Annotated in this window: 22 protein-coding genes and 1 tRNA gene; 16 read left to right on the forward strand and 7 right to left on the reverse strand. The window is 63.5% G+C overall.

Translation table 11 applies throughout. The features are described from left to right. Positions 1–269 precede the first annotated feature (269 nt). The gene (locus Q0877_RS08370; protein WP_299166954.1) at positions 270–1,811 is read left to right on the forward strand and encodes an APC family permease; all 1,542 of its coding nucleotides are present in this window, start codon (positions 270–272) and stop codon (positions 1,809–1,811) included. Here the strand turns inward: Q0877_RS08370 and rarD are convergent, their stop codons facing one another. Next, entirely contained in the window at positions 1,812–2,777 is a 966-nt protein-coding gene (gene rarD, locus Q0877_RS08375; protein ID WP_299166955.1) for an EamA family transporter RarD, read from the reverse strand. Positions 2,778–2,948: 171 nt separating this feature from the next. On the opposite strand from rarD, the gene Q0877_RS08380 reads away from it, so the two are divergent. From Q0877_RS08380 to Q0877_RS08410, 7 genes are all read left to right on the forward strand, one after another. Continuing rightward, positions 2,949–4,385, forward strand: coding sequence for an FAD-dependent oxidoreductase (locus Q0877_RS08380; protein WP_299166956.1), 1,437 nt, complete (start codon positions 2,949–2,951; stop codon positions 4,383–4,385). 171 nt (positions 4,386–4,556) lie between these two features. Next, positions 4,557–4,841, forward strand: coding sequence for a helix-turn-helix transcriptional regulator (locus Q0877_RS08385; protein ID WP_299166957.1), 285 nt, complete (start codon positions 4,557–4,559; stop codon positions 4,839–4,841). Next, positions 4,838–5,251: a VOC family protein gene (locus Q0877_RS08390; RefSeq protein ID WP_299166958.1), complete on the forward strand. Its 414-nt coding sequence runs from the start codon at positions 4,838–4,840 to the stop codon at positions 5,249–5,251. Before Q0877_RS08385 ends, Q0877_RS08390 begins: the two co-directional genes overlap by 4 nt. Before the next feature lie 67 nt (positions 5,252–5,318). Further along, complete coding sequence (locus tag Q0877_RS08395; RefSeq protein ID WP_299166959.1) at positions 5,319–5,945, forward strand: TetR/AcrR family transcriptional regulator; 627 nt, start codon at positions 5,319–5,321, stop codon at positions 5,943–5,945. Between the two features lie 31 nt (positions 5,946–5,976). Beyond that, positions 5,977–8,532, forward strand: a complete 2,556-nt coding sequence (locus Q0877_RS08400) for an MMPL family transporter (RefSeq protein ID WP_299166960.1) — start codon at positions 5,977–5,979, stop codon at positions 8,530–8,532. A 105-nt stretch (positions 8,533–8,637) separates the two neighbouring features. Continuing rightward, positions 8,638–10,149, forward strand: a complete 1,512-nt coding sequence (locus Q0877_RS08405) for an amino acid permease (protein ID WP_299166962.1) — start codon at positions 8,638–8,640, stop codon at positions 10,147–10,149. A gap of 43 nt (positions 10,150–10,192) precedes the next feature. Continuing rightward, entirely contained in the window at positions 10,193–10,795 is a 603-nt protein-coding gene (locus Q0877_RS08410) for a TetR/AcrR family transcriptional regulator (protein WP_299166964.1), read from the forward strand. A gap of 103 nt (positions 10,796–10,898) precedes the next feature. Here the strand turns inward: Q0877_RS08410 and Q0877_RS08415 are convergent, their stop codons facing one another. Together Q0877_RS08415 and Q0877_RS08420 are read right to left on the reverse strand one after the other, a co-directional pair. Next, entirely contained in the window at positions 10,899–12,395 is a 1,497-nt protein-coding gene (locus Q0877_RS08415) for a catalase (protein ID WP_299166965.1), read from the reverse strand. Between the two features lie 14 nt (positions 12,396–12,409). Then, positions 12,410–12,895 carry a Fur family transcriptional regulator gene (locus tag Q0877_RS08420; protein ID WP_299166966.1) on the reverse strand — a complete coding sequence of 162 codons (486 nt, stop codon included), beginning with the start codon at positions 12,893–12,895 and terminating at the stop codon, positions 12,410–12,412. A 147-nt stretch (positions 12,896–13,042) separates the two neighbouring features. Here Q0877_RS08420 and Q0877_RS08425 point away from each other — a divergent pair, with 147 nt between their 5' ends. Then, a complete protein-coding gene (locus tag Q0877_RS08425; protein ID WP_299166967.1) occupies positions 13,043–13,744 on the forward strand; it encodes an alpha/beta fold hydrolase in 702 nt (233 codons plus the stop codon). Continuing rightward, positions 13,731–14,420 carry a triacylglycerol lipase gene (locus Q0877_RS08430; RefSeq protein WP_299166968.1) on the forward strand — a complete coding sequence of 230 codons (690 nt, stop codon included), beginning with the start codon at positions 13,731–13,733 and terminating at the stop codon, positions 14,418–14,420. Before Q0877_RS08425 ends, Q0877_RS08430 begins: the two co-directional genes overlap by 14 nt. 4 nt (positions 14,421–14,424) lie before the next feature. Here Q0877_RS08430 and Q0877_RS08435 read toward each other — a convergent pair whose 3' ends face one another. Beyond that, positions 14,425–15,165 carry an MBL fold metallo-hydrolase gene (locus Q0877_RS08435; RefSeq protein ID WP_299166970.1) on the reverse strand — a complete coding sequence of 247 codons (741 nt, stop codon included), beginning with the start codon at positions 15,163–15,165 and terminating at the stop codon, positions 14,425–14,427. Between the two features lie 148 nt (positions 15,166–15,313). Here Q0877_RS08435 and Q0877_RS08440 point away from each other — a divergent pair, with 148 nt between their 5' ends. The 3 genes from Q0877_RS08440 to htpX all read left to right on the forward strand — a co-directional run bounded on the left by Q0877_RS08440 (position 15,314) and on the right by htpX (position 18,282). Continuing rightward, a complete protein-coding gene (locus Q0877_RS08440) occupies positions 15,314–16,585 on the forward strand; it encodes an MFS transporter (protein WP_299166972.1) in 1,272 nt (423 codons plus the stop codon). A gap of 94 nt (positions 16,586–16,679) precedes the next feature. After that, complete coding sequence (locus Q0877_RS08445) at positions 16,680–17,327, forward strand: 4a-hydroxytetrahydrobiopterin dehydratase (protein WP_299166974.1); 648 nt, start codon at positions 16,680–16,682, stop codon at positions 17,325–17,327. 76 nt (positions 17,328–17,403) lie between these two features. Continuing rightward, on the forward strand, positions 17,404–18,282 hold the full coding sequence (htpX, locus tag Q0877_RS08450) for a zinc metalloprotease HtpX (RefSeq protein WP_299166976.1): 879 nt from the start codon (positions 17,404–17,406) through the stop codon (positions 18,280–18,282). A gap of 96 nt (positions 18,283–18,378) precedes the next feature. Here the strand turns inward: htpX and Q0877_RS08455 are convergent, their stop codons facing one another. Continuing rightward, entirely contained in the window at positions 18,379–18,867 is a 489-nt protein-coding gene (locus Q0877_RS08455; RefSeq protein ID WP_299166977.1) for a YajQ family cyclic di-GMP-binding protein, read from the reverse strand. 118 nt (positions 18,868–18,985) lie between these two features. On the opposite strand from Q0877_RS08455, the gene Q0877_RS08460 reads away from it, so the two are divergent. Together Q0877_RS08460 and Q0877_RS08465 are read left to right on the forward strand one after the other, a co-directional pair. Then, positions 18,986–19,270, forward strand: a complete 285-nt coding sequence (locus Q0877_RS08460; RefSeq protein WP_299166978.1) for a hypothetical protein — start codon at positions 18,986–18,988, stop codon at positions 19,268–19,270. A gap of 116 nt (positions 19,271–19,386) precedes the next feature. Further along, a tRNA-Tyr gene (locus Q0877_RS08465) sits at positions 19,387–19,468 on the forward strand. 59 nt (positions 19,469–19,527) lie between these two features. Here the strand turns inward: Q0877_RS08465 and Q0877_RS08470 are convergent. Further along, a complete protein-coding gene (locus Q0877_RS08470; protein WP_299166979.1) occupies positions 19,528–20,658 on the reverse strand; it encodes a tyrosine-type recombinase/integrase in 1,131 nt (376 codons plus the stop codon). Then, positions 20,645–21,148, reverse strand: a complete 504-nt coding sequence (locus Q0877_RS08475) for a helix-turn-helix domain-containing protein (RefSeq protein ID WP_299166981.1) — start codon at positions 21,146–21,148, stop codon at positions 20,645–20,647. Before Q0877_RS08475 ends, Q0877_RS08470 begins: the two co-directional genes overlap by 14 nt. A 131-nt stretch (positions 21,149–21,279) precedes the next feature. Between Q0877_RS08475 and Q0877_RS08480 the strand changes: the two genes are divergently transcribed. Continuing rightward, positions 21,280–21,477: an AlpA family transcriptional regulator gene (locus tag Q0877_RS08480; protein ID WP_299166982.1), complete on the forward strand. Its 198-nt coding sequence runs from the start codon at positions 21,280–21,282 to the stop codon at positions 21,475–21,477. The last annotated feature ends 106 nt before the right edge of the window (positions 21,478–21,583 follow it).

A 21,583-nucleotide genomic window follows, 5' to 3' on the forward strand; every position in this document is an offset into this window, starting at 1 on the left:
CGCGCATTCACAGGAAACAACTTGACCATCAAACGCTCCATCAATCAGAGCGTTGCTTCGACCATATGACTTTGCCAGAGGCATTAGGGGCGTGTCCTGCCAACTCACAGGTGGGTGTCTCTTGCACAGCGGGCCGGGAGCCTGCATACTAAACGAACGCAATTCGTTTTATGGAATCCAGGTGATAGTGGAGAACCCGCTCCGCACATGGCGGTCCTCACCGGAGAACCAGACTCCCAAACAATTCCTAACAAAGAGGTAAGGAACCCATGAGCACTATGAAAGTGCGCACCGGCGCTCCAGACAGCACACCCAAGTACTCCGGCAAGGGACTGAAAACGGGGCAGCTCGGCCTGCTCGCCGTCGTCGTCATCGGTATCTCCACCATTGCACCGGCCTACGTCCTCACCAGTACGCTCGGTCCGACCGTGCAGAGCATCGGTGTGCACCTTCCGGCGATCTTCATTGTCGGGTTCATCCCGATGTTCCTGGTGGCGCTGGGGTACCGCGAACTGAACGCGGACAGCCCGGACAGCGGAACCACCTTCACCTGGGTGACCAAGGCCTTCGGTCCCTACATCGGCTGGATCGGCGGTTGGGGGCTGCTGGCAGCGAACATCATCGTGCTGTCCAACCTGGCCGGCGTCGCCGTCGACTTCTTCTACCTGTTCCTCGCCCAGCTCACCGGGCAGGACGCGATCGCGGACCTTACCGGCATCCGGTGGCTGAACATCCTGACCTGCCTGGTGTTCGTCGGAGCTGCAGTCTGGGTTTCGTGCCGCGGTGTCAAGACCACCAAGGCCGTGCAGTACGCGCTCGTGGGGCTTCAGGTCGGCGTGCTCGCGTGGTTCGTGATCGCCGCATTCAGCCGGATCCAGCAGGGCGCTGCTGCCGACACCATTGCCTTCAGCTGGGACTGGTTCAACCCCTTCGCCATCGAGAGCTTCTCCGCCTTCGCGCTGGGGCTGTCGCTGTCCATCTTCGCGTTCTGGGGCTGGGACGTCTGCCTTACCGTGAGCGAGGAATCCCGGAACGGGAAGCGCACCGCAGGCCGGGCAGCGACCTGGACCGCCGTCGTCGTGCTGGGAATCTACCTGCTCGGCGCTATCGCAACGGTGATGTTCGCCGGTATTGGTACCGAGGGCCTTGGGCTCAACAACGCTGACATCTCAGAGAACGTCTTCGCGGCGCTCGCAGCTCCGGTCATGGGGCCGTTCGCCATCCTGCTCTCGCTCGCCGTGCTCTCCAGCTGCGCCGCGTCGCTGCAGTCAACCTTCCTTTCCCCGGCCCGCAGCCTGCTGGCGATGGGTTACTACAAGGCGCTGCCGCAGAAGTTTGCCACAGTGCATCCGACGTACCGCTCGCCGGTGTTCGCCACCGTTGTTGCCGGCGTCATCTCCGCAGGCTTCTACTCGCTCATGCGCGTCATCAGCGACAACGTCCTTAACGACACCATCATGGCGCTCGGCCTGATGATCTGCTTCTACTACGGCCTGACCGCGCTGGCGTGCGTCTGGTACTTCCGCCGGACGGCGTTCACTTCAGCACGGAACTTCGTGTTCCGCCTCCTTGCGCCCCTGCTCGGCGGAACCGGCCTTGTAATCGTGTTCCTGCAGACCGCCGTTGACAGCTGGGATCCAGCCTTCGGCAGCGGCTCGGAAATCTTCGGGGTGGGACTGGTGTTTGTGATCGGTGTCGGAATCATCGCCCTCGGCGTACTGGTGATGTTCATCGTCCGCCGCTCGCATCCCGGGTTCTTCCGTGGGGAAACCTTGCGCCGCGACACCCCGGCGCTGGAGGTGGCCGAGTAGCTAGGCGCTCGCGGGCAGCTGTTGCAGCTCGCGCTTGTGGGGCCTCGCGTTCTTCCGCACCGTACGAACCATGTCCACGGTGAGGAGCGCGAGGCCCACCCATACCAGTCCAAAACCGATCCACCGCTCCAGCGGCATCTCCTCACGGAACACCGTCAAGGCCAGGATGAACTGAAGGATCGGCGCCAGGTACTGCAGCATCCCGATGGTGGTCAGCGGAAGCCGGCGGGCCGCTGCTCCAAAGAAAATCAGCGGCACCGCGGTGATGATTCCCGACGCCGCCATGATCCAGAAGTGGCCCGGGCCCTCAGTGGTCAGCGTTGCGCCGCCGGACAGGGCCAGCCAGATCATGACAGCCGCCGCGATCGGTGTCAGCACCGCCGTCTCGATGCTCAGACTGGACACCGCGTCGACACTCGGCCCCACCCGCTTCTTCACGAAGCCGTAAAAGCCGAACGAAAACGCCAGGGCAAGGGCGATCCACGGGACGTTCCCGTACCCCACCGCAAGGACGATGACGGCGACAAGCCCCATTCCGACGGCCGCCCACTGCAGTGGGCGCAGCTTTTCCCGCAGCACGAGCACCCCGAGAAGTACCGACACGATGGGGTTGATGAAGTAGCCCAGCGAGGCCTCAATGGCGTGGCCGTTGGTGACACCGTAGGTATAGACGAGCCAGTTCACGGCAATGAGGAGCCCGGCCACGGTAAGGGTGCCCAGTATTCTGGGATTGGTGACGGCGGTGCGGAGCGTGCCCCACGACCGCAGAACGGTCAGCAGGAGGGCGCAGAAAATCAGCGACCACAGAACCCGGTTCGCCACAATCTCCACGGCGGTGGCGGGCAGCAGAATAAGGAAGTACAGGGGGAGCATGCCCCACAGGCCGTAGGCGCCGATACCAAAGAGGACGCCCGTGGCGTTCTCGCTGCGGGCAGGGCGCGGACTGGTAAGGGGGGTGCGGCTCACATGCGTGCCAACCGCCGTCGTGCCGTTCCTATTCCGGGTGCCCGCGGGTGAGCCTCGCCACTGGTTTCGACGCTGATCGAACGGGGGATTTAGAATAGGAAACTGTGCGCTAATGTGTAGGCGTTTGTCATCCCGGGAAGCCCCAGGTAATCCACCAGGAAGAAGGCATCAGTGTCCAGCACGACGTCGGTCCGTCCACTTCGGGTCGCCATCATCGGCGCAGGCCCGGCCGGTGTCTATGCCGCAGACATCCTGACGAAGTCGCAGGAGGTCAAGGGCGGAGACTTCGAAGTTTCCATCGACCTGTTCGACCACTACCCGGCGCCGTACGGTCTCATCCGCTACGGTGTGGCACCTGACCACCCGCGGATCAAGGGCATCGTCACAGCCCTGCACAAAGTCCTGGACCGCGGGGACATCCGCTTCCTCGGCAACGTCAACTACGGCCGTGACCTCACATTGAAAGACTTCCGCACCTTCTACGATGCCGTCATCTTCGCCACCGGCGCGGTCAAGGATGCCGATCTCAACATCCCGGGCGTAGACCTTGAGGGCTCCTTCGGGGGAGCGGATTTTGTCTCCTGGTATGACGGGCACCCCGACGTTGACCGCGACTGGCCGCTCGATGCCAGCCAGGTCGCCGTGATCGGCAACGGCAACGTGGCGCTGGACATCGCCCGCGTCCTCTCGAAGCACGCAGATGACCTCTTGGTCACCGAAATTCCCTCGAACGTCTATGCTGCGTTGAAGAAGTCGCCGGTGACGGACGTCCACGTCTTCGGTCGCCGTGGTCCCGCGCAGGTGAAGTTCACTCCGCTGGAGCTCCGCGAACTTTCCCACTCCCGCGATGTCGATATTGTGCTGTACCCGGAGGACTTCGACTTTGACGAGGCTTCCGAACAGCAGATCGCCAGCAACAACCAGACCAAGACGATGGTCAAGACGCTGACCAACTGGCTGGTCGAGCAGCCCGAAGACCCGGCCGAGTTCACCGCGTCGCGGCGCCTTCACCTCCACTTCCTGCACAGCCCGGTCGAGATCACCGATGCGCCCGAGGCACCGGGCAAGGTTGCGAATATCCGCTTCGAACGCACCCGCCTCAACGGCAGCGGCTCCGTCGAGGGCACCGGTGAATTTCTCGACTACCCGGTGCAGGCGGTTTACCGGGCCATCGGTTACTTCGGTTCGGAGCTGCCGGAAGTCGGTTATGACGAGCAGAACGGCGTCATTCCCAACGAGGGCGGACGGGTCATCGACGAATCCGGCAACGCTGTCCCGGGCATCTACTGCACCGGCTGGATCAAGCGCGGCCCCGTCGGCCTGATCGGCCACACCAAGGGTGACGCCCTCGAGACTATCGGTTACCTCCTCGAAGACCGCCTGAACCTGCCGCCGGCCGAGCATCCGTCGGAAGACGCCATCATCAACCTTCTGGAGGAGCGCGGCGTCCGCTACACCACCTGGGAAGGTTGGCTGAAGCTGGATGCCCATGAGCTGAAGTTGGGCGCGAACTACATGCACGACGGCGACAGCCTCCCGGAGCTGGTCCGCGAGCGTGTGAAGCTGGTTCCGCGTGAGGACATGATCGCGATTTCCCGCGGGGAGTAGTTCCTCCCTGGGTCTTCGCGGGCCAGTTTGCCCGCGTTCTGTTCGCTGATCGGCCGATAGCCGGCGCGTCGGGATGCGACACGCACTCTGCTCCTCAGCACCCGGGCAATCCGGCACGCTGAGGCGTGCGTTCTCTTGATATGCAAGCTCCCACTTGCGTATCATGGAGGCATGTCCGACGTCTTCCGTGCTCTCGACGACGAGACGAGGCGCACCATCCTCGACGAACTTGCAGCGCGCGACGGCCAGACGCTGTTCGAAATCTGCTCCACGCTCACCATGCGCCACGGCGTTTCTAGCTCCCGGCAAGCGATCTCACAGCATCTCGCCGTGCTTGAGGCTGCGGGGCTCGTGGCAACTGAGCGGCGTGGGCGGTCCAAGTTTCATTACTTCAAGCCCGAGCCAATCGCGGAAATTGCCCGACGGTGGCCTCCCGGAAAGAGGATTGACCAATGAGAATCGCCATGACCAGTATCTTCGTCGACGACCAGCGCGCGGCGCTTGCCTTCTACACAGACGTCCTCGGTTTCGAGAAGCGCCACGACATCCCGATTGGGGACGACTTCTGGCTCACCGTTACCTCTCCCGAATCACCGGACGGGCCGGAGCTGCTCCTGGAACCGGCAGGTCATCCCGCCGTAAAGCCGTACCGCGACGCCCTCATTGAGGACGGGATTCCGCTGGCGCAGTTTGCCGTGGACAACCTCGCAGCCGAACATGAACGGCTCACCAACCTCGGAGTGGTGTTCACCCAGCAACCGACTGACATTGGTGACGCCGTCATCGCCGTCCTGGATGATACCTGCGGCAACCTGATCCAGCTCGTCGAGATGAAGCAGCCAGCGAACGACGGCGGCGCCGCCTGAGGCAGGATGGTCCAGTCCTAGGAAGGTAAACTTGCACAGCGTGCAAAGTTGCACGTAGTGTAAGTATGTGACAGAACAGCAGATCAGCCGCCGCGAGCAGAACAAGCTCGAGACACGGCGGGCCATTGCCCAGGCGGCTCTCGACCTCGCGCGCACCCACGGTATGGGCGGGTTCACGGCAGAGCAGATTGCCGACCAGGCAAACGTCTCCCGCCGCACCTTCTTCAACTATTTCCATAGCCCGGAAGAAGCACTGATCGTTTCTACGGAGTCGTTCCTGGACCGGGCGGAAGCCGAGCTGGCTGCCCGTCCACAGAACGAACCCATCCTCGACGCCATGATCGCTGCGCTCGCCGCCACCACCAAGGTGGAAAACCTGAAGGACTGCGGCGACCTCTTCCGCATGGCCGCCGGGAATCCTGACCTTCTCGGCACTCACCTCCTCGCCTGGGAGCGGGCTGAAGCCCGCATCATCAGCGCAGTGGAGCACCGGCTGCGCGATCAGGCCTCAACACTTTATGTCCATGCACTGGTCGGTTCACTGCTCTCCTGCGCCAAGGCCGCAATGAGTGAGTGGGCATCAAGCGAAACCGCGGACAGCGGCAATGACAATAACGACGCGCAAAGCCTCGAGAACTCGATTGTCGCAACGCTGACCATGCTGCGCGACGGCTTCTCCCGTCCTTTTTCCTAATCAAGCCTTCTAACCCAGGACGCACAACACCATGGCATTCCTCCTGTACCGACTCGGTTCCTTCGCCTACCGCCGCCGCTGGTGGGTGGTGTCCGCCTGGCTGGCGATCATGCTCGCGGTGGGCGGCTCCGCCGTCGCCTTCTCCGGCACGCTGAGCAACAACTTCACCATCCCCGGCACTGAGTCCCAGCGGGTCCTCAACCAGCTCAAGGAGGAAATGCCCGAAGCCATCGGCGGCATGGGCACCATCGTCTTCCAGAGCACAGACGGCGAATTCACCCCGGAACAGCAGGGTGCTGTCAATGAGGCGCTCACCGACGTCGAGGGGCTCAACGGCGTCGAATCGGTTATTGATCCCTTCGAGACCGCCGAACAGATTGCCGCCAGCCGCGAGGAGGTCGAGAGCGGCAGGGCCGAACTTGTTGCCGGCGCCCAAGAGCTAGCAGACGGTGCCGCCCAGCTCGACGCCGCCCAGGCGCAGCTCGATGAGCAGCGGGCGCAGTTCGAAGCAGGCAGGGCGTTCCTCCCCGCTCAGCAAGTCGAGGCCACTGAGGCGCAGCTCGACGCCGCCCAGGCCGAGATCGATGCCCAGCGCACGCAGCTCGACGAGGGCCAGGCCGAACTGGACGCCGCCCGCGTGGAACTCGAGCGTGGAGAGCGCCTCCTCGAGGCCTCTTCCGGAGTGCAGTTCGTGTCCGACGACGGCACCACCGCGGTTGCGAGTGTCCAGTTCACTACCGCGGTCGACGCAGTCACTGTCGAGACCCGCGAGGCGGTCCAGGAAGCGGCCGACGCGGCGACCGAGGCCGGACTGAACGTCGAGTACAGCAAAGAGATCGTCCAGGACATCTCAGAGATATTCGGCCCGGCCGAAGTCATCGGCCTCCTGGTTGCTGCCATTGTCCTCATCGTCATGCTCGGAACACTCGTAGCCGCCGGCCTGCCGCTGTTGATGGCAATCGTCGGCGTCGGAGTCGGCGTTGGTATCACCTTCGCACTCACCGGACTCATCCAGATGAGCTCCATCTCACCGGTGCTCGCGCTGATGCTGGGCCTCGCCGTCGGAATCGACTATTCACTGTTCATCGTCAACCGCCACCGCACCCAGCTGCTGCGCGGCATGCCCCTGCAGGAATCCATCGCCCGTGCCACCGGCACTGCAGGCAACGCCGTCCTGTTCGCGGGTATCACGGTCATTATCGCGCTGGCCGCGCTCGCCGTCCCCGGCCTGCCGTTCCTCACCATCCTCGGACTGTCCGCAGCCGGAACCGTCGCCGTCGCTGTGCTTGTAGCGCTTACCCTGACGCCGGCGCTGCTCGGCTTCATGGGCCGCAAGGTCATCTCGAAGCGACGCTGGAAGACCGCGCACACCGCCCGCGAAGCAGAGGCCGACGAGCACACGGTTGATGACTCATACGCCGCCGGCCGCGGCTGGGGCGGCATCGTCACCCGGAAACCGATCCTCACTGTGCTGGCCGGTGTCCTCGTGCTCGGTGTGCTGGCTCTGCCTGCGCTCCAACTGCGCGTCGGGCTGCCAGACGGCGGGTCCGAGCCGGCGGACTCCACAGCCTACCAGGCCTACACACTGGTGGGGGAGAAGTTCGGTGAAGGTACCAATGGTCCGCTGCTTGCCGTCGGTGAGCTGCCGGCAATCGAGGATGAGGGCGAGCGCACCGACCTCCAGCTCGACGTAGCCGATCGCCTTGCCGGTATTGACGACGTCGCGGCCGCTGTTCCTGCCGGTATCAGTGATGACGGCCGCACGGCCATCTACCAGGTCATCCCCGAGAAGGGCCCCGCGAGTGAAAGCACCGAGCAACTCGTGCGAGACCTTCGCGCCGAGGCCGCCAGCATCGAGGACGCCACCGGCGTCACCGTGTCCGTCACCGGGCAGACCGCTGCGAACATCGACGTGTCCGCCAAGCTGATGGAGGCCATGCCGCTGTACCTGGGCATCGTCGTCGGGCTGTCACTGATCCTGCTGCTCCTCGTCTTCCGCTCCATCCTCGTCCCGCTCATCGCGACCGCAGGCTTCCTGCTCTCGCTGATGGCGAGCTTCGGCGCCACCGTTGCGATTTACCAGTGGGGCTGGATGGGCGACTTCTTCGGGGTGAACAATCCCGGGCCCATCCTGAGCTTCCTGCCGATCATCCTGATCGGCGTGCTCTTCGGCCTGGCCATGGACTACCAGATGTTCCTCGTCTCCGGCATGCGTGAGTCCTTCGTTCACGGTCGTCCCGCGAAGGAAGCTGTCCGCGTCGGATTCAGCCACGGTGCGAGGGTGGTGACCGCGGCCGCGATCATCATGGTGTCCGTGTTCGCGGGCTTCGTCTTCTCGCACCTGACCATGGTCCGGCCGATCGGCTTCGGCCTCGCGTTCGGAGTGCTGCTCGACGCGTTCGTTGTCCGGATGACCCTCATTCCGGCCGCCATGCACCTGCTCGGCCGCTCGGCCTGGTGGCTGCCGAAATGGCTGGACCGGATCCTCCCGGACGTCGATGTCGAGGGCGCCCGCCTGGTGGAGAAAACGGACGACGACGGCGCTCGCCAGGTTCCGTCGTCGGACCCCGTCACGACAGGGCGCTGACCCGCCAACGCTCGGCATTCGTCTCACCTGGTGAGATGAATGCTGAGCGTTGTTACGGAATTACTACGATTGACCGGTTAGTTTCCCCACGAAGGACACAAAGCCGTGAATCTTTTCCGTACCAAATCGGTCGAACAATCGATCGCAGACTCAGGCGAGAAAGGCCGCACACTCAAGCGGTCACTGACCACCTGGGACCTCATGATCATGGGTGTTGCCGTTGCAGTCGGCGCGGGCATCTTTTCCGTTGGCGCCCAGGCAGCCGCCTTCAATGCGGGCCCGGCTGTCACCATCTCGTTTGTGCTCGCCGCAATCACCTGTGCATTGGCCATCATGTGCTACGCCGAGTTCGCCACGGCCATCCCCGTCGCAGGGAGCGCCTACGTCTTCACCTACGCCACGATGGGTGAGCTGATTGCCTGGATCATCGGCTGGAACCTGATCCTCGAGTTGCTGATGGCCGGCGCGGTCATCGCAAAGTTCTGGGGTGTGTACCTCAGCGACCTGTTCGCCGTGCTCAACCTGGACGTTCCGTCCCAGGTCAACCTTCTCGGCATCACGGTGTACTGGGGTCCGTTGATCATCGTCGCCGTCTTCACGATGATCCTGGTGCTGGGAACCAAGCTTTCCGCCCGCGTAAACAACATCTTCACGATCATCAAGATCGCCATTGTCCTGTTCGTCATCGTTGTTGGATTCTTCTACATCGACGGCGCGAACTACACGCCGTTCGTCCCTGCCTCCGAGGCGCCGCCCGAGCTCGACAGCAGCTGGCAGTCCCAGCCGTTCCTTTCCTTCCTCAGCGGCGCCAACCCCGCGGTGTACGGCTTCACCGGCATCATCTCCGGAGCGGCACTGGTGTTCTTTGCGTTCATCGGGTTCGACGTGGTCGCCACCTCCGCGGAGGAAGTGAAGAATCCGCAGAAAACTCTCCCGCGCGGCATCTTCGGTGGTCTTGCACTGGTGACGGTGCTCTACATCCTCGTGACCCTGGCTGTGACCGGCATGGTCTCCTATAAGGAGCTGGCGGCAACTGAATCGCCGTCGCTGGCTACCGCGTTCCAACTCGTTGGCGCCGACTGGGCCGCCGGAATCATTTCCGTCGGAAGCCTTATCGGGCTGACCACAGTCATCATGGTCCTGCTCATGGGCCTTGCCCGCGTTATCTTCGCCATGAGCCGTGACGGACTCATGCCGCGCGGGCTGAGCCGGACATCCGAGAAGCGCAGCACACCGGCGCGCACGCAGATTCTGTGCGGCGTCGTCGTCGCCCTGCTGGCAGGTTTCACCGAAGTTGAACTGCTCGCCGAGATGATCAATATCGGCACGCTCTCCGCATTCGTCACCGTCAGCCTCGGCATCCTGGTCCTCCGGAAGAAGCGGCCGGACCTCAAGCCGTCCTTCCGTGTGCCTTTCGGCAAGGTAATTCCGATCCTGTCAGCGGTTCTCTGCGTGTACCTGATGCTCAACCTCGCCACCGTAACCTGGGTGTTCTTCGGCATCTGGCTCATAGCCGGTTTCGCCATCTACTTCGCCTACGGGCAGCGCCACTCGCGCCTCGCCGGAAAGATCGATGCGGGCGAGCCTGTGCGCGAGGAGTCCCGGGCGGGGCGCTAGGAGCCGAAACGGAGGGCGCCCAAACGGCCTGTAATATTCAGCCATGGGGCGCCCTCCGAAACCGGAACGCAAGAACGAGCTTCTCGATCAGATTGTTGATTACCTCCTCGACAAGACGTTCGCGACGCTGAGCTTCCGCACGCTGGCTGACGGCCTGGGTATCAGCTCCTACGTGCTCGTGTACCACTTCGGGAACCGCGAAGAACTCATCAACGAGATCGTCCGGCACATCGAGGCACGTCACGATGCTCTCAAACCCGCGAATCCCGAAAAGTTCACCCGGGAGGACTTCCGCAGCTGGATCGTCGATTCCTGGAACTGGCTGCTCGTGGACCGGAACCGCAACCTGCAGCGTCTTGAATTTGAAGCTTCTGTCCAGGACGTCGTAAGCCCCACTCCGCGGGCCAGCGCCGTGCGGAAGTTCGTCTACTGGCAATCCTTCACCGCTGAATGGTTGGTGAGCCAGGGAATTGAACGCCGGCAGGCAGACCCTTTTGCGCGACTGTTCATCTCAAGTCTGTACGGCCTTCAGTACGACTACGTGCTGAATCAGGACCGAACAGCCGTGGAAGAGGCGCTCGAGCTCCTGTTGGACCGGTTCTTCTACGGCCTGGATGTCGCCGCTTCACCAACGCCAGGGCGGTAAGGGCGGTTAACGCAAATGAGCGGGCGGAAATGACTGGACTCCGGTAAGGAATCCGCCATTTCCGCCCGCCCGCTCGATTGAGCCTAAGCGCTAGCGCTGGAGCCTAGAACTTGTTCGCGGCCTCAGCGTCCGAGTTCTGTGCGGCGCCCGACGCGCTGCCAAGGTTGGCGCGAAGCTTCGCACCAAGGTCGGCATCTACGTTGGTCCAGTACTGGATAGCGCGCTCGCGGATCTCATCGATGGTCACGCCGCTGACCGCACCGGTGATGTTCTCCAGGAAGCGGGCCTTCTCCGCGTCGTTGTAGACCTCGCGGTACAGTGTGCCTGCCTGGCCGAAGTCGTCGTCCTCGGTGTGGAGGGTGTGGGCAGCACGCACCAGGTCGCCGTCGTTCTCCCAGCCGCCCTCAGGACCGGTCAGGGACGGGTCAGCAGCGGGGCCGCCCATGGAGTTCGGCGCGTAGACCGGGGTCTGCGGCGAATTGAAGAAGAAGCGTGAGTCGCCGTCCTTGGAGTAGTTGCGCACCTCGCTCTTCGGAGCGTTGACGGGCAGTTGCGCATGGTTGGTGCCCACACGGTAGCGGTGCGCGTCAGCGTAGGAGAAGATGCGAGCCTGCAGCATCCGGTCCGGTGAAGCGGCGATGCCTGGAACGAAGTTCGACGGCGCGAAGGTAGCCTGCTCGATCTGCGCGAAGTAGTTCTCCGGATTGCGGTCCAGAGTCAGCTTGCCGACCGGGATCAGCGGGTAGTCAGCGTGCGGCCACACCTTGGTGAGGTCGAACGGGTTGAACCGGTAGTTCTTCGCATCCTCATACGGCATGACCTGAACCTTGAGATCCCAGCTGGGGAAGTTGCCCTGCTCGATGTTCTCGTAGAGGTCGCGGATGTGGTGGTCGGCGTCCGAGCCGGCGAGCGCCTCAGCCTCATCCCCGGTCAGGGTCTCGTGGCCCTGGTTGGACTTGAAGTGGTACTTGACCCAGAACTTCTCGCCGGCCTCGTTGATCCACTGGTACGTGTGTGAGCCGTAGCCGTTCATGGTGCGCCAGGAAGCCGGGAGGCCCCGGTCGCCCATCAGCCAGGTGACCTGGTGTGCCGACTCGGGGGAGAGGGTCCAGAAATCCCACTGCATGTCCGCGTCACGCAGATTGGAGCCGGGAAGGCGCTTCTGCGAGTGGATGAAGTCGGGGAACTTGATGCCGTCGCGGATGAAGAACACCGGGGTGTTGTTACCCACGAGATCGTAGTTGCCCTCAGAGGTGTAGAACTTCAGTGCGAAACCGCGGGGGTCGCGCCACGTATCGGGAGAGCCCTGCTCGCCTGCAACGGAGGAGAAGCGAAGCAGCGTCTCGGTCTTGACGCCCGGCTGGAAAAGGGCTGCCTTCGTGTACTTGCTGACGTCCTCGGTGGCCTCGAACACGCCGAAGGCGCCGCCGCCCTTGGCGTGCACAACGCGCTCGGGCACGCGCTCGCGGTTGAACTGGGCGAGCTTCTCGATCAGGTAGTGGTCAGTCAGCGGAATGACGCCGTCGCGGCCCAGAGCCGAGGAATTGCTGTCGTCGACAACCGGCGCACCCGATTGGGTGGTGCTGAAGTTTACAGTCATGGATTCTCCTTCTTTCAGTGTTTTTCTAGTTCGGGAAGTTCGGGGGATTCTTCGCGGGACGCCTCGCGGCAGTCGTTGCATACGCCTTGATAAACGACGTCGGCAATCTGGATGGTCATCTGGCCGGATCCGGGGGACCAGGCGGGTGTCAGGCAGGGGGCGTGTCCGACAGCGCAGTCGACGTCTTCGATTCGGCCGCAGCCCGTGCACACGGCGTGGTGGTGGTTGTCGTTGACCCGGGTCTCATAGCGCGCGGGCGAATTGGGTGTTTCGATCCTGCGCAGCAGTCCGCTCACGGTGAGGTCGGCGAGCACTACATACACCGACTGGACCGTGATGTCGGCGAGTTCCGCGCGGACCGCGGAGACGACGTCGTCGGCGGTTGAGTGCGGCGACCGTTCAACAGCGGCGAGTACCGCCAGGCGCTGCTTTGTCACCCTGCGCCCGGCCGAACGCAGGGAACCAGCCCAGGGGCTCGCAGGCAAAGTGGCTTCGGTCATGCAACCAGTCAATCATCTATTCTGAGTAATTCATAATAAATCGTGGTTGACGGGCTACCCTTGACGAAGATGATATTCATGAGAGGTTTTGGGATGCATCGCGGGCCATGGGATGAAGTACACCAGGAGAGCTTGCTCGATTGCCCGGTGACAATACGCAGGATCGGCAGCGGCGGGCAGCCCGTTGTGCTCGTCCATGGGATTGGAGTGTCTGCCCGGTACTTTGAGCCGCTGGCGCAGGAACTCGCCCGGACCAACTCTGTCTACGCGATCGAGCTTCCGGGGTTCGGTTCGTCCCCGGGGCCGCGTCGAGCGCTGTCCGTACCTCAGCTGGGAGAGATTGTTCTGGCTTTCCTGAGCAGACAGGAGCTCACCGGCGTCGTGCTGGTGGGTCATTCGATGGGCTGCCAGGTGGCAACGGAAACGGTGTTGCGCGCCCCGGAGCGGGTGTCGAAGCTCGTGTTGCTCGGTCCTACCACCAACGACCGCGAGCGCTCCATTCCAAAGCAGGCGCTCCGTCTTGCACAGGACACCACCCGGGAGTCGCCGGTAGTGAATCTGGTGGTGTTCACGGACTACCTGCGTTCCATAGTCCCGTACGTAAGAACGCTGCCGGCCATGGTGAATCATCGGCTGGAGGAAGCGTTGGCCGGGGTCACTTGTCCCGTGGTGCTGATGCGCGGCGCGCGTGATCCCATCGTGCCCGCGGACTGGCTGCATAGGTTGGCTGCCATCACTCCCAACGCCACGATCGTTGAGGTTCCGGGCGTGCCGCATGTTTTGATGTACACGCGCCCGGGGGAGACAGCCCGGGGATTCCTCACCGGGACCTCCCGTGCGACTGCTTAGGCGGGGCTGGGCGTGGGCACTCGACTACGCCTACGTGGGTTTCTGGCAGGTCCGCGGCTTCCTTCTGCGCGGTTACGCTACCCGGCAGCTGTCCGGGAACAAGGCGCCGGTGATCCTGCTGCCCGGCATCTACGAGCCATGGCAGTTTCTGCATCCGGTGGCGTCCCACCTTCACGGGGCGGGACACCCCGTACATGCCGTCACCGCACTGGGCTACAACCGTGGATCCGTGCCGGCGATGGCGGAACTGGTGGCGCGGTACCTGCGTGAGCGCAACCTGACCGACGTGATCCTCCTGGCGCACAGCAAGGGCGGGCTGATCGGCAAATACGTGATGACCCTTCCTGACTCGGCGCCGCGTGTGCGCCAGCTCATCGCGGTGAACTCGCCCTTCTCAGGTTCGGTGTACGCGATGTTCGCGCTGCTGCCCAGCCTGCGCGCTTTCTCGCCCCGCAACCGCACGCTCAATGCGCTGCGCGCGAACCTGGCGGTGAATTCCCGCATCACGTCGATCTACGGAACGTTCGACCCGCATATTCCGGGCGGGAGCGAGCTGGTCGGGGCCACCAACGTGCAGTTGGATGTCATGGGCCATTTTCGCATTCTCGGGGACGATGGGCTGCTGGACGCCATTGACGCCGCCATCGCGGGCCATGTTCCGGATCCCGTGGACTGACTCCTCAGGAGGGTCCGTTCAGCTTGGCGATTGCGACGGCGTCTGCCGGACTCGAGAGCCATGGTTCGCCGTGGCCAGTCAATACTTTGTCAGCGGGCAGCGCCGCAATCCGGTCGAGTGAATCTAGTGCCTGCGGTGAGTTGGCCGTCGCGGCCCCGGAGACGATCTGCGGTCCCTTGATGCCCGTGTAGGGGTTGAGCGTGACGAAGGCGTCACCGACAAGAAGCGCTCGACGGTCCGGGAAGTGAAGCGCGACGTGGCCGGCCGTGTGCCCGGGAACGTGGATGACCTCCGGGGTTCCGGGAAGGTTGCTTGCTATCCCCGGGACAAGCGGCAGCGTCTCGGTGACACCGCGGACGGTGAGCGCTCCGGCCATCTTCATTCGGCCGATGATGGGGAAGCTCCGGGGGTTCCGAAGCACGACCGCAACCCGGTTCAGCTCGTGCTTGTAGCGGTAGGGGTGGGCTGCGATGTAGGCGTCGTCAGGATGGACGAGGATCGGCAGACGGTAGTGCGTGCGCAGCTTCGCAGCCACGCCCACGTGGTCAAAGTGGCCGTGCGTGAGGACCAGCGCCACCACGGAATCCTCGAATCCCAGTTCGCGGAGGGCTTTCCTGATGCGCGGCCAGATTCCGGGCAGGCCCGAGTCGATGATCATCACACGGCCGTCCTGCTCGACGAAGTAGACGTTCACGTGGGCGTGTTCGAGCCAGTGAATTCCTTCAGCAACCTCGCTGGTGAGCATGGCGGTTCCTCTGCTTGACGATCGATGACGCACGGCACTGTGAGAGCAACCCTAGTCATCACACGAGTGAAAGTCAGCAGGCTGATGAAGCGGCATGAGGAGCGCGAGTCGTTGCCGGAGGTAACCGCTCCGCCGGTAGACTTACCCGGTGCCCAGACTCCTCGCCGATATCACTCCGCTGAAGGAAAGTCCGGCATTCCGCAGACTGTACTTCGGTACGGCGCTGTCAGCGATCGGCACCAACCTCACCCTCGTTGCGGTCAGCCTGCAGGTCTATGACATCACCGGGTCCAGCCTGAACGTCGGCCTGATCGGACTGTTCGCACTGGTGCCGCTGGTCTTCGCCGGACTGTACGGGGGTGCTGTCGCCGACGCACACGACCGCCGCAAGGTGGCGCTGCTCTCCGGGCTCGGACTGTGGGCATCAACCATCGGCATCGCACTGCAGGCCTGGACGGGCGCCAACAACATCTGGCTGCTGTACATCCTGATCGCTGTGCACAGCGGGTTCGCCGGCATCAACCAGCCCACCCGTACCGCGATCATCCCGCGCCTGGTGCGTCCCGAACTGTTGCCGGCCGCCAATGCCCTCTCGATGATCACCTTCGGACTCGCCTTCACCGTGGGTCCCATGCTTGCGGGCCTGCTCATCGCCCAGGTGGGTTACGGCTGGACCTACACCATCGACGTCGTCACCTTCACCGCCGCGCTGTGGGCGCTGTTCCGCCTGCCGGCCATGCCGCCGGAAGGGCAGGTGCGCCGCGCAGGCCTGGCCACCGTCGTCGAAGGTTTCCGTTACCTCGGCACGCGGCCGAACATCCGGATGACCTTCCTCATCGACCTCGCCGCCATGGTTATGGCCCAGCCAAGGGTTCTCCTGCCCGCGGTAGGGGCGGTGTTCATCGGCGGCGGGGAACTGACCGTCGGAATCCTGCTCGCGGCAAGCGCGTTCGGCGCGGTGCTTTCGGGTCTGTTTTCAGGTCCGCTGGGGCACGTCCACCGGCAGGGCAGGGCCGTTCAATGGGCCGTCGTCGGGTGGGGTGCATCCATCAGCGGTTTCGGGCTGGTGGTGATCCTGGCCGGACGATCGCCCGACGGTGGGATGACGCCGTGGATCGTCCCTGCGGCCGCCTGCCTCCTGCTCGCAGGCGTCTCCGATTCCGTCAGCGGGGTGTTCCGCAGCACCATCCTGCAGTCAGCCACCCCCGACGCCATGAGAGGGCGCCTGCAGGGCGTCTTCATCGTCGTCGTCGCCGGTGGTCCCCGACTGGGTGAGCTGGTGGGCGGCGGCTTCGCCGAGTGGATCGGCGAAGGCTGGACGGCACTGTGGGGCGGGATCGTCTGCATCCTGCTCGTGCTGCTCCTGGCCCGCCTTCAGCCGCGTTTCGGCCAGTACGATTCGCGCACGCCCGAACCCTGACGGCGGCACCCTATTCAATGGGAGCGAAGTAAGCGGTCGCTAAAGGTCCTGCCACCACGGTTACAGCCGCCCCATACCGGGACATACTGGGGTCATGGACAAGCTCACCAGCATGCAGATTCTCGACGCCGGGCTCAACGATTGGCGCCAACTGGCGCAGGGCATCCACGCCCGTTTCCGCACCGGCAGTTTCACGGCAGGGCTCCGGTTCGTGACCGCCGTGACGGAGGCCGCCGAGGCAGCCAATCACCACCCTGACGTCACGCTCACCTACCCGTACGTGGACCTGAAGCTGATCAGTCACGACGTCGGTGCACTGACCCAGCGCGACGTGGACCTCGCGCAGGCCATCAGTTCCATCGCCCGGGAGCAGGGCCTGACGCCTCAACCGGAAGCGCTCGCCGAAGTGGAACTGGCGCTCGACACTGCTGCCCTCGCCGCGGCGGGGCCGTTCTGGGCGGCGCTGCTCACCGGGAACGCCGACAAGGTGGACGGGAACGACGTCGTCGATCCTTCGGGCCGGGTTCCGTTGCTCTGGTTCCAGGACACGGACGCGCACGAGACCCCGCGTCAACGGTTCCATCTTGACGTGTGGGTGCCGCACGACTTGGCTGACGCCCGCATCGCCGCAGCCGTCGCCGCAGGAGGCTCCGTCATCGATGATTCGCAGGCGCCGTCCTTCACCGTGCTGGCCGATGGGGAGGGTAACCGCGCCTGCGTGTGCACAGCCCTGTCACGCTGAGCAGCTGCGGAAGAACGCTGGAACAGCGCGAGGCGCAGGGCCGTTGTACGGGTAGGCAAGCCAACAAGGAGAACAGGTGCACAACCACTTCAACGGGGCCAAGACGGCCCTGCTTTTCGGATCCCTCATGGGGATCTTCCTGCTGTTCGGTGCGGTCATCGCCTCGGCCACGCGCAGCTCGGCATTCCTGTGGATCTTCGCGCTGATCGGTGTCGGCTCCATCGCGTACAGCTACTGGAACAGCGACAAGCTGGCGATCCGCAGCATGAAGGCTGTTCCGGTGACGGAGCAGCAGGCCCCGGCGATGTACCGGATCGTGCGTGAGCTCAGCACGAAGGCGGGCAAGCCGATGCCCCGGCTGTACGTATCGCCGACCATGGCGCCCAACGCGTTCGCCACGGGCCGTAACCCGGAGAACGCGGCGGTCTGCTGCACCCAGGGCATCCTGCAGATCCTGAGCGAGAGGGAGCTGCGCGGTGTGCTCGGGCACGAGCTGATGCACGTCTACAACCGCGACATCCTGACCGGTTCAGTCGCGGCCGCAGTTGCCGGCGTCATCACCTCGGTTGCTCAGATGTTCGCCTTCACCGGGCTGATGGGCGGCAACCGGAACTCGGGTGGGAACCCGATCGCCGCTCTGCTGCTCGCCTTCCTTGCACCGCTTGCTGCGGGGCTGATTCAGATGGCAATCGGCCGCACCCGGGAGTACGACGCCGACGAAGACGGCGCCCGCCTCACCGGCGACCCGCTGGCCCTCGCTTCAGCCCTGCGGAAACTCGAGCGGGGAACGCAGCAGGCGCCGCTGCCGCAGAGTCAGCAGCTGGTCAATACCTCGCACCTCATGATCGCGAACCCGTTCCGCGGCGGCGGGGTAAAGAAGCTGTTCGCGTCCCACCCGCCGATGGCCCAGCGCATCCAGCGCCTCGAGGGAATGGCCGGCCGCGCGCTGCAATAGTCCCAGGGTAACCGGCCCATCTGAAAGACCCAGTACGACGACGGCGACGCCCCCTTTCAAGGGAGCGTCGCCGTCGTCGTTGGTTGGCTGTAATTCCTACCGCATGTTCACAAACTGGAGGTCAGCCTCGTCGAAGTTCTTGAGCAGCGCCATGGTGGCCTGCAGATCATCGCGGGACTTGGAGCTGACGCGCAGCTCGTCACCCTGGATCTGCGACTTGACGCCCTTGGGAGCCTCGTCGCGGATGAGCTTGTTGATCTTCTTGGCGATGTCCTGTGCGATGCCCTCCTTGATGGTGGTCTCGAGGCGGAATTCCTTGCCTGAGGCGTAGGGCTCACCCGTGTCGAGGGACTTCAGCGAGATGCCGCGCTTGATCATTTTGGACTGCAGAACGTCGAGCACCGCCAGGACGCGCTCTTCGGAGTTCGCCTTCATGAGGATCATTTCGCCGCTGAAATCGACCTCGGCGCCGACACCCTTGAAGTCATACCGCTGAGCGATCTCCTTCTGCGCCTGGTTCAGCGCGTTGGCGACTTCCTGCTTGTCTACCTTGCTCACAACGTCGAATGTGGATTCGCTGGCCACCTTTGCCTCCTTCTGGGTTGGTGTTTTCCTGCTTCTACCCTAATTCACAGCGTCGGAACAGGGGGCTCACATTTGATGGTGAAACGGTGAAGACCTCAGTCATTCTCAGGAGGAACCCTTGACCGCGCAACCGCGTCGCTACTTTGTTCGTGCCCGACATGCCGTAGCGGGGTCGCTGATTGTGGCCTCATCGCTGACCGGAGTGGGGATGTCGCCGTCGGTCGCTGCGTCGCCGACTGTCACTCGACCACAGGAACCGGATACTCGAAGGGCATCCTCAGCCGACCGGTTGGAGGGGGTCCGCTCGGACCTTAGGAACGCTGTCGGTATGGGCCTGGTGACCGCTGAGCAGGCGGAAGGTTTCTTCGTTCAGATCGAGCGTCGGGTGGCATCCGGGCGCTGAATTCAGGTGCACCGGCTCACGATTCGATAAAGCGCGGGATGTTCTGTAAAGTTATTTTGCCTGCGGACGGCGATCCGCAGGTGGTCTTCCTGAAGAGTTTTCTTCACGAGACGTTCGGCAGATTACCCGAGCGGCCAAAGGGGGCTGACTGTAAATCAGCTGGCACAGCCTACGGGGGTTCGAATCCCTCATCTGCCACTCGCCACGAAGGCCCGCACTTCCTTGCAATTACAGGGAAAGGCGGGCCTTTTGCTTTGTCAGGCGGGGCTGTTTGCCCACATTTTGCCCACACTTGAGAGCGAAACAGCCTGATCTAGGGCGTCTGAAACAGCGTTCAGGTCCTCGTCGAAGAGATCCGCGTAGATGTCCAGTGTCATCGCGGCCGAGCTGTGGCCGAGCATCCGCTGAACGGCTTTCACGTTCGCCCCTGCCGAGACAGCGAAGCTGGCAGCGGTGTGCCGTAGATCGTGCGGTGTGATGCGGGGCAGGCCGGCACGGCGCACCGCGCCAGTGAACCAACCGCCGCGGTGCGCCTGCACGCGGGTGGAGCGGAGGTAGCCGGCCCCGTCCTCGCCAGGGAATACCAGATCATCGCGCCCCTTGCCCTCGCATTGCTTTGCCAGTCGTTCAGCCAGGAACCGGGGAAAGGGCACCGTCCGTCGTTTGTGGTTCTTCGGAGTTCCAACGGCGACGCGGCCGCCGACCTCGACGGCGTTCTCCTCAACGCTGATGCGGCGCTTGAGCATGTCCAGGTGTCGCACCCGCAGCGCTACCGCCTCGCCCCACCGCAGGCCGCAGTAGGCAAGCACGAGCACGAGCGTGCCGTGCTTCGCCTCATCAGCGAGAGCGTGTACCTGCTCATGGTTCAGGTAGATGTGCGGTTTGCGTCCCTTCCTGGGCAGATCCACGCCGCGGATAGGGTTTGACGTGATCCGGCGATCCTCCGCGGCGTCGTCCAGGATTCCCGCTAGGACTCCATATGCGCGGATTACCACGGTTGCCGACTTCGGCTTGCGCTCGCCGTTGCCGGTCGTGAGCTCCGCAATCCACTGCTGTACGGCCGTCTTGCGGATCTCCGAGACGCTGTGTGCACCCCAAACAGGCAGGACGTGGTTCCGCAGCGCGGCTTCCACCGTCCGGAATGACGACGGCTTGAGATGCGTCTGCCGGCCGAGCCACTGCGGCCCAAGCTCGCCTATGGTTGCTCTGCCTGCCTGCACCTCGATGTACTCGCCCTTGAGCTTCGAGACCTCGACCGAGGAGGCGAACGCCTCCGCCTCCCTCTTGGTCCGGAACCCCCGCTTGTCCGTCTGCTTCCGGTCCGGCCGGCGGTAGCGCACCCGGTACCGCCGGCCGCTGGCGGTCTCGTAGGGCTCAATCGTCGCCATCGCTGCGCTTCCCCAGCTGCTTAGTCATATTTTCCAGCGTCCGAGCCAGCTCCTGCAGATGCTCGACAGTGAGATCAGTATCGGTGCCCGGAAACTGTCGCCCGGGCGGCCGCGCGTGCAGGACGAATGACGTGATGCCGTGTTCATCATCGCGCCAAAACGGGCGGCGTCCGTCTGCCCAATCCCACACACGTTCCAAGGATTGACCTCGCCCGGCTCCCGTTGGCTCATACTCAGTCTCGTCGTCAGCGGGCGGGAATAGGAGCGCGTTCGGGTTGACATCAAAGATGAGGGCGAGGGCGAGCAGCTCGTCAACATCGACGCGGCGCTCGCCGGCCTCTATCCGGCGGAGACCCAGCGGTGGTATGAAGCGCTTCCGGTCAGCGAGCCACCGGGAAAGCTCTGCGTAGGACGTGGATCCGCGCAGCCTGCGGATGTTCTCCGCCACGGTGCGCCCAGTGGGTCCAAGATCGAATTCTTTGCCTGCCATGGCGTAAACGGTACAGATCAAACATGAAGATACCAAGATCATTCTTGATCTCATCCGCTGACTGTGGTTTTATGAGTGCAACGCGATCAAAAATAGAGATTGCGGGATCAAAACGAAAGGATGGCGGGATCATGCTTGATCTCCTCACACCGGAAGACCTCGCTCAGCGGCTGGGCATGTCCGTCGCCGCGCTTTCCCAGTGGCGCTACAGGGGAGTAGGCCCCAAGTTCATCAAGGCCGGCAAAACCATCCGGTACCGAGTTTCCGACGTCGAGTCATGGATGGACGCCCAGACTCGGCAGCAGAGCGGCTCAGCAGTTGGAGCCTGACAGACCAACGAAAAAGCGCTCCCGGTGCAATTGTTCCGCCAAGAACTGCACCAGAAGCGCCGACAGCACCCTCAGATCACGGCAGCAAGGAAAGGGCACTTGTAGA

This window comes from uncultured Arthrobacter sp. (assembly GCF_947495145.1).
Lineage (GTDB): Bacteria > Actinomycetota > Actinomycetes > Actinomycetales > Micrococcaceae > Arthrobacter_D.